Annotated in this window: 3 protein-coding genes; all 3 read right to left on the bottom strand. The window is 69.5% G+C overall.

The genetic code is table 11. The annotated features are described in order from the left end of the window. On the bottom strand, positions 1-273 hold a 273-nt coding region (locus ASF04_RS28465), incomplete at its 3' end, for an AMP-binding protein (RefSeq protein WP_156368589.1). Beyond that, positions 222-5,168: a non-ribosomal peptide synthetase gene (locus ASF04_RS09005; protein WP_056140242.1), complete on the bottom strand. Its 4,947-nt coding sequence runs from the start codon at positions 5,166-5,168 to the stop codon at positions 222-224. The genes ASF04_RS09005 and ASF04_RS28465, both read right to left, overlap by 52 nt. Positions 5,169-5,219: 51 nt before the next feature. After that, complete coding sequence (locus ASF04_RS09000; RefSeq protein ID WP_082488661.1) at positions 5,220-6,227, bottom strand: TauD/TfdA family dioxygenase; 1,008 nt, start codon at positions 6,225-6,227, stop codon at positions 5,220-5,222. Position 6,228 lies beyond the last annotated feature (1 nt).

The raw sequence follows: 6,228 nt of genomic DNA, 5'->3' as shown, positions 1-6,228 counted from the left end.
GATGCGGTGCGCGCGCAGCGCCGCCACCAGCTGGTCGATGTCGCGCACCGCCTCGTCGCCGATCACGACCAGCGGCGTGCCCTGCGTGAGCGGCTGGAACACYTCGGCCACGTGGTCGACGAAGTTGAGCGAGGTTTTCTGGCACCAGACTTCGCCSKCCGCCGYCGGGAACGTGGTGCGCATCCAGTGCAGGCGGTTGACGATGGCGCGGTGCGGCATCATCACCGCCTTCGGCATGCCGGTCGAGCCGGAGGTGTAGATGGCGCAGGCCATGGCCAGTGCAGGCGGTTGACGATGGCGCGGTGCGGCATCATCACCGCCTTCGGCATGCCGGTCGAGCCGGAGGTGTAGATGGCGCAGGCCATGGCCGCGCCGTCGTCGCGGCGTGCAGGGTTGGCGGACGGCTGCACGGTCACGGCGGCGGCCAGCTCGGGCGCATCCAGGTCGAGCACGCGCGCGTCCGGGAGCTGCAAGCCGCCGGCATCGCCGGCACGGGTGAGCACCAGGCGCAGTTCCGCGTCGCGCGCCATGTAGGCCAGGCGCGCGGCCGGGTGGCCGGGATCGAGCGGCAGATAGGCGGCGCCGGTTTTCAGGATCGCCAGCATGGCGGTCACCAGTGCGGCCGAGCGCCGCATGCTCAGGCCCACCAGGCTGCCCTCGCCCACGCCCTGGCCACGCAGATAATGGGCCAGCTGGTTGGCGCGCAGGTTCAAGGTGGCGTAATCGAGCGCTTCGGCGCCATCGGCCAGCGCCGGCAGCCCGGGCGTGGCCGCCGCCTGCGCTTCGAACAGCGCCGCGATGGTTGCAGGGCCGGCGAGTTCGGTCCGAGTATCGTTCCAGCCATGCATCAGGGTGTCGCGCTCCTGCGGCGCCAGCAGCGGCAGCGCCGCGACGCGGGTGTCGGGGCGGGCCAGGATGGCGCGCACCAGGTGTTCGAAATTGACCGCCATGCGCGCAATGCTCTCAGGCGCGAACAGCGCGGTATCGTAGGTCCAGGCCAGGCGCAGGCCGGCAGCGGAGTCGTTGGCGCCCACCAGCAGGTCGAACTTGGCCGCCGTGCTGTCGGCAGGGACCGGATCGACGGACAGCCCGTCCAGGGACAGGCTACCGCCGTCGGCGTTTTCAGATACCAGCATCACCTGGAACAGGGGGTTGTAGCTCAAGCTGCGTTCCGGGTTCAGCTCCTCCACCAGCAGGTCGAAAGGGATCTCCTGATTCGCCTGCGCATCCAGGCACACCTGTTTGGCGTGCTGGAGGAAGTCGATAAAAGTCGGGTTGTCCGACAAATCGTTGCGGATTGCGAGGCTGTTGACGAAACAGCCGATCAGCGCTTCCAGCCGGCGGTCCATGCGCCCCGAGACCGGCGTGCCGATCACGATATCGGTCTCGTTGCTGTAGCGCGACAGCAGCACCGCGAGCGCGCTTTGCAGGAAGGTGAATTGCGTCACACCCTGCTGGCGGCAGAACGCCGCGATCGCCAGTTGCAGCTCCGGCGCCAGCAATATGGCGCGCGTGGCGCTGCCGCTGTGGCGGCCCGCACCGCGCGGATAGTCGAGCGGCAGGTTGTGCACCTCGGGGATGCCGTCGAGCCGTGCCTTCCAGTAGGCCAGCTTGGCCCCCGCTTCGCCGCTGTCGAGCTGTGCGCGCTGCCACAGCGCGAAGTCGGCATATTGCAATTCCAGCGCAGGCAGTGCAAGAGCAGTGCCGGCCACGCGTGCGGCGTACAGCGCGCCGAGTTCGCGCATCAGAATCGCCTGCGACCAGCCGTCCGAAACGATATGGTGCATGGTCAGGGCCAGCACATGTTCGTCGGCCGCCATGCGTACCAGGTGGGCGCGCAGCAGCACGTCGCCGCCCAGGTCGAAGCGGGCGCCGGCGGCAGCGGCCAGTTGCGCGCGCAGCGCCGTCTCGCGCTGCGCGTCGTCCAGGTGCTCCAGGCTGGTAAAGGCGAACGGCAACGGCGCGCCCGCCCGTACCTGCTGCAACGCCTGCTCGCCGCCGGCCACCACGACGCTGCGCAGCACCTCGTGGCGGCTGAGGATGGCTTCCAGGCTGGCGCGCAGGGCCTCGGGGTCGAGCGCGCCGCGCAGGTGGAAGGCGCGCGGCACGTTGTAAGCGGCGCTGCCTCCTTCCAGCTGGTCCACAAACCACAGGCGCTGCTGGGCGAACGACAGCGGCGCCGGCAGCGACGCATCGGCGCGCGGCGCCAATGTGCTGACCGTCTGGTCCTGCGCACCGATGTACACCGCCAGGGTGCGAATCGTATCGTTCTCGAAAATGGCGCGCATCTTGACATCCACGCCGAAGCGTTCGCCGATGCGGCTCGACAGCCGCATGGCCAGCAACGAATCGCCGCCGATGGCGAAGAAGCTGCTGTCGATACCGACCGCCGTGGACTGGCCCAGCAGCTCCTGCCAGATCGCCGCCAGCGCCTGCTCCAGCGGCGTCTCCGGCGCGCTGTAGTCCGCACCGGCGGCATCGGCGGCGCGGCGCGCCAGTTCCTTGCGATCGATCTTGCCGCTGCTCAGGCGCGGGAAATCCGCCACCGGCAGCACCGCCGACGGCACCATGTAATCCGGCAGCCGGGCCCGCAGGCGGGCCATGATCGTCTCGTTGTCGGCGGTGGGCGCGACCACGAACAGCGACAACTGCTTGCGTGCCTTGTCGTAGGTGCACACGGCGTGCGCCGCCATGCCGGCCGTCTCGACCAGCTGCGAAATTTCGTCGAGTTCGATGCGGTAGCCATTGTGCTTGATCTGCTGGTCCTTGCGGTCGATGAAGTACAGCCTGGCATCGGGCAGCACGCGCACCCAGTCGCCGCTGCGGTAATACGTGACGCCGCCGTGCACCGCCAGCGCCTGCGCCGTCAGCTCGGGCTGGTGCAGGTAGCCGGCGAACAGGCAGCGGCCCGCCACCAGAAGTTCGCCCTCCTGGCCCGGCAGGGCCGGTGCGCCATCGGCGCGCAGCACCAGGCAGTCGACGTTGTTGATCGGACGCCCGATGGGCACCTGCTCGGACGCCAGTGCGGCGTCGTAACGCTCCCAGGTGATCTGGATACAGCATTCGGACGGACCGTACAGGTTGACCACCTCGCAGCCGAGGCGCTGGTGCGCCTCGCGGGCCAGGCGCGCCGGCAAGGCCTCGCCGCCCAGGAACAGCTGGCGCAGGGCCGTACCGCCGGCAATGCCACCCTGCTCCAGCAGCACGGCCAGCAGCGACGGCACCAGCTGCAGCACGCTCACGCCATGGCGCCGCAACATGGCACTCATTTGCGCCGGGCTGTGGTTGACCTCGCGCCGCACCGTCAGCAAGGTGGCGCCGGCCAGCAGCGGCGCCCAGAATTCCCAGATCGAGGCATCGAAGCCCACCGAGGTGCGTTGCATGAACACGTCGTGCGGACCGAAACCGAATTCGGCGATCATCCACGCCATGTGGTTGACCAGCGCGTCGTGCCTGACCGCGATGCCCTTGGCTTTGCCGGTCGAGCCGGACGTGTACAGCACATAGGCCAGGTCGTCCGGTGCGATCGGCACGGCGGGAGCGCGGTCGTCGCACGCCAGGGATTCGAGCGCGCCGAGCGCCAGCACATTGGCGGCCGCGTCGGCCGCGCGCTCGGACTGAATCACGAAGCGCGGCGCACATTCGGCAAGCATCGACGCCACGCGCGCCTCCGGCAGGCCGGTGTCGACCGGGACATAGGCGGCGCCGGCTTTCAACACGGCCAGCATGGCCACCACGAAGTCGTCCGACGACGGCAGCCGCAGCGCCACCAGGTCGCCGCCGGCCAGGCCGGCGCCGATCAGGTGGTTGGCCAGGCGGTTGGCGCGACGGTCGATGTCGGCCAGCGATGCAGAGCGCGACGGCGTGCCCTCCGCCTCCACGACGACGCGGCCGGCGCCGCTGGCTGCCGTGGCGGCAAACCAGGCCGCCACGTTGGCGCGCCCCGGCAGGTCGGCCACGGCCGGCCCGGACAAGGCACGGCCGCCGGCATTGCGGCCCTTGGCGAAGGCTTGCCAGTGGTCGGCGAACTGGCGCAGCGCCTCGTCGGCGATCCAGCCACGGTCGTAATGGATCCACAGCATGGCCTGCGCCGGACTTTCCACCAGCACGAAGTCCAGCATGGCAGCCTCAGTGGCGCCGTGCGCATGGCCGATGCGCAGGCCGGCGTCATCGGCCAGCGTGGCGCTGCTGAACACGAAGGTGAAGCCGTCCGCGCCGGCCGGGCGCGCATAGCATTCCAGGTAGTCGCGGTACTGGGCCATCTGGCCGGCCTCGTTGCTGGCGGCCAGCGCCAGCGAGGCGCCGTGCGGAACCTGCAATGGCACCGTGCGGCTGATCTGGCCCAGCGCATCCTGCAGTGCACCGCTGCGCAGATCGACGGTGCGCGCCAGCAGCGCGTGTTCGCCATACGCCGCCAGGGCCAGCCGCAGGCTGGCGCACACGACGTCGGCAAAGCCGGCACCCGTTTCCTGTCCGCCGGCCTGGGTCCATTGCGCGCGCCACGCCGACAGATCGACCGGCAAGGTGGCCAATGCGCCGCTGGCGGCGCCGCGGTACTGGCGCAGGCCGAATTCGGCCGAACTGGCCTGGCGCGTCCACCCGGGCTCCCACATGCCGCGCGCTTCCGCCAGGTCCTCGTTGACGAGGAAATCATTGAGCCAGTCCGCCACATCGGCGTATTGAATCACCTCGCCGTCCGGCGCCGCGCCGACGGCCACGGCCCGCAGCACGTGCAGCGCAGTGGCCAGGTCGGCATTCAGGCTCGGCAAGGCCAGCAGCAGCCAGCCGCTCCCGTCCGGCAACGTGGCGCACACCAGCTGGGCATCGGCCGCACCGGCATCGCGGCTGCGCGCCGCAGCCAGCAGGCGCGCCTGTTCGGCGGCAATCTCCGGCGCGCCCAGGCCGGACCAGTCGGCGGCGTGAACATCCACCCGCGCCCCGTCGGCGGGGGCGAAGCACAGGATGCCGTTTTCATCGGTGTGGTAAGCGGCGCGCAGCACCTGGTGGCGCGCCAGCAGCGCTGCGAGCGCCGCGCGCGCCGTGCCGGCGCCGGGGGCGGTGTCGCAAGCGCCGGCCACGGTGGCCCAGCCTGAGCCCTGGTCCTGGGCGCGCTGGCGCCAGATATCGGATTGAATCGGAGAGGCGTAAGTTGCGGTGCACGTTGTCATGATTGATCCCTGTAGGCGTAATGTTGATTATTCTGGTGTGACGCGGCCGGCTTATGCCCCCATGGCGACGATGACCTTGCGGGCGCCGGCGAACGGCTTGCGGCCATGGGCCACGCGCCAGTTATCGAGCAGCAGGACGTCGCCGGGCTTCCAGTCGAACATCACCTCGGTGGCGCGGTAGACGGCGGCAACGGCGGCGATCATCTGGTCCGGGATCGGCGTGCCGTCGCCGAAGCAGGTGCTGTACGGGAAATCCTCGGGGACGAACATGTCGGCCAGCTTGGCGCGCACCTCCGGCAGCAGGTTGGCCACGTGCCAGAACGACGCATGGTTCATCCACAGCGGCAGGCCGGTCTCGGGGTGGCGCCGCACTGCGGGGCGCACCTGGCGCGTGGCGAAATGCTCGCCGGGCAGCGCGCTGAATTCGACCTGTTCGCGCGCGCAGTAGGCGCGGATCTCGTCCACGCTGTCCGCCTGGAAGCTCTTGTAGACGGTGGGACCGAAGCCAGGGTGGAAATTACGCCGCAACATCCAGCCGCCGTGCGCTTCGAACGCCTGCACGATTGCCGGGTCCAGGTTGCGATAAACCGCGTTGACGTCGGCGATCTGGGTCTGACCGCCCTGGCGCGACGCTGTCAGGCAGCAGAACGCGATCTTGCGCGGCGGCTCCAGCACGTAGGACAGTTCGTTGTGCAGCTCGATTTCGTGCTCGGCGGAGAATTCGGTCGACGTATAGACACCGCTTTGCAGCCGGGTGCGCGGCGTGGCCCCCTGCACATACTCGGCCTGGGTCTTAATGGCGGCCGACGAGAAATCCTTGAATCCCGCCTCGTCGCGCACGTCGAAGCCGCGGAACAGCAGCGCGCCGTGCAGCTGCAACGCCTGCTCCAGCTCTGCGGCATGCAGCGCATACCAGGTCGCGAGATCGAGCTGGGGTACCAGTGCGCGGTAAGTGACCGGCATGGCCCCGCAACCTTCCACCCGGCCTGGCTCCGAGACTGCCCTGGCGGCCGGATGTGCCGCCGCGCTGTGTTCTTTTTTCCATTGTGCGAACTGCATT

The organism is Duganella sp. Leaf61 (assembly GCF_001421905.1).
Classification (GTDB): Bacteria; Pseudomonadota; Gammaproteobacteria; order Burkholderiales; family Burkholderiaceae_D; genus Rugamonas; species Rugamonas zoogloeoides.
This window is presented reverse-complemented; position numbering and strand designations above follow the sequence as displayed.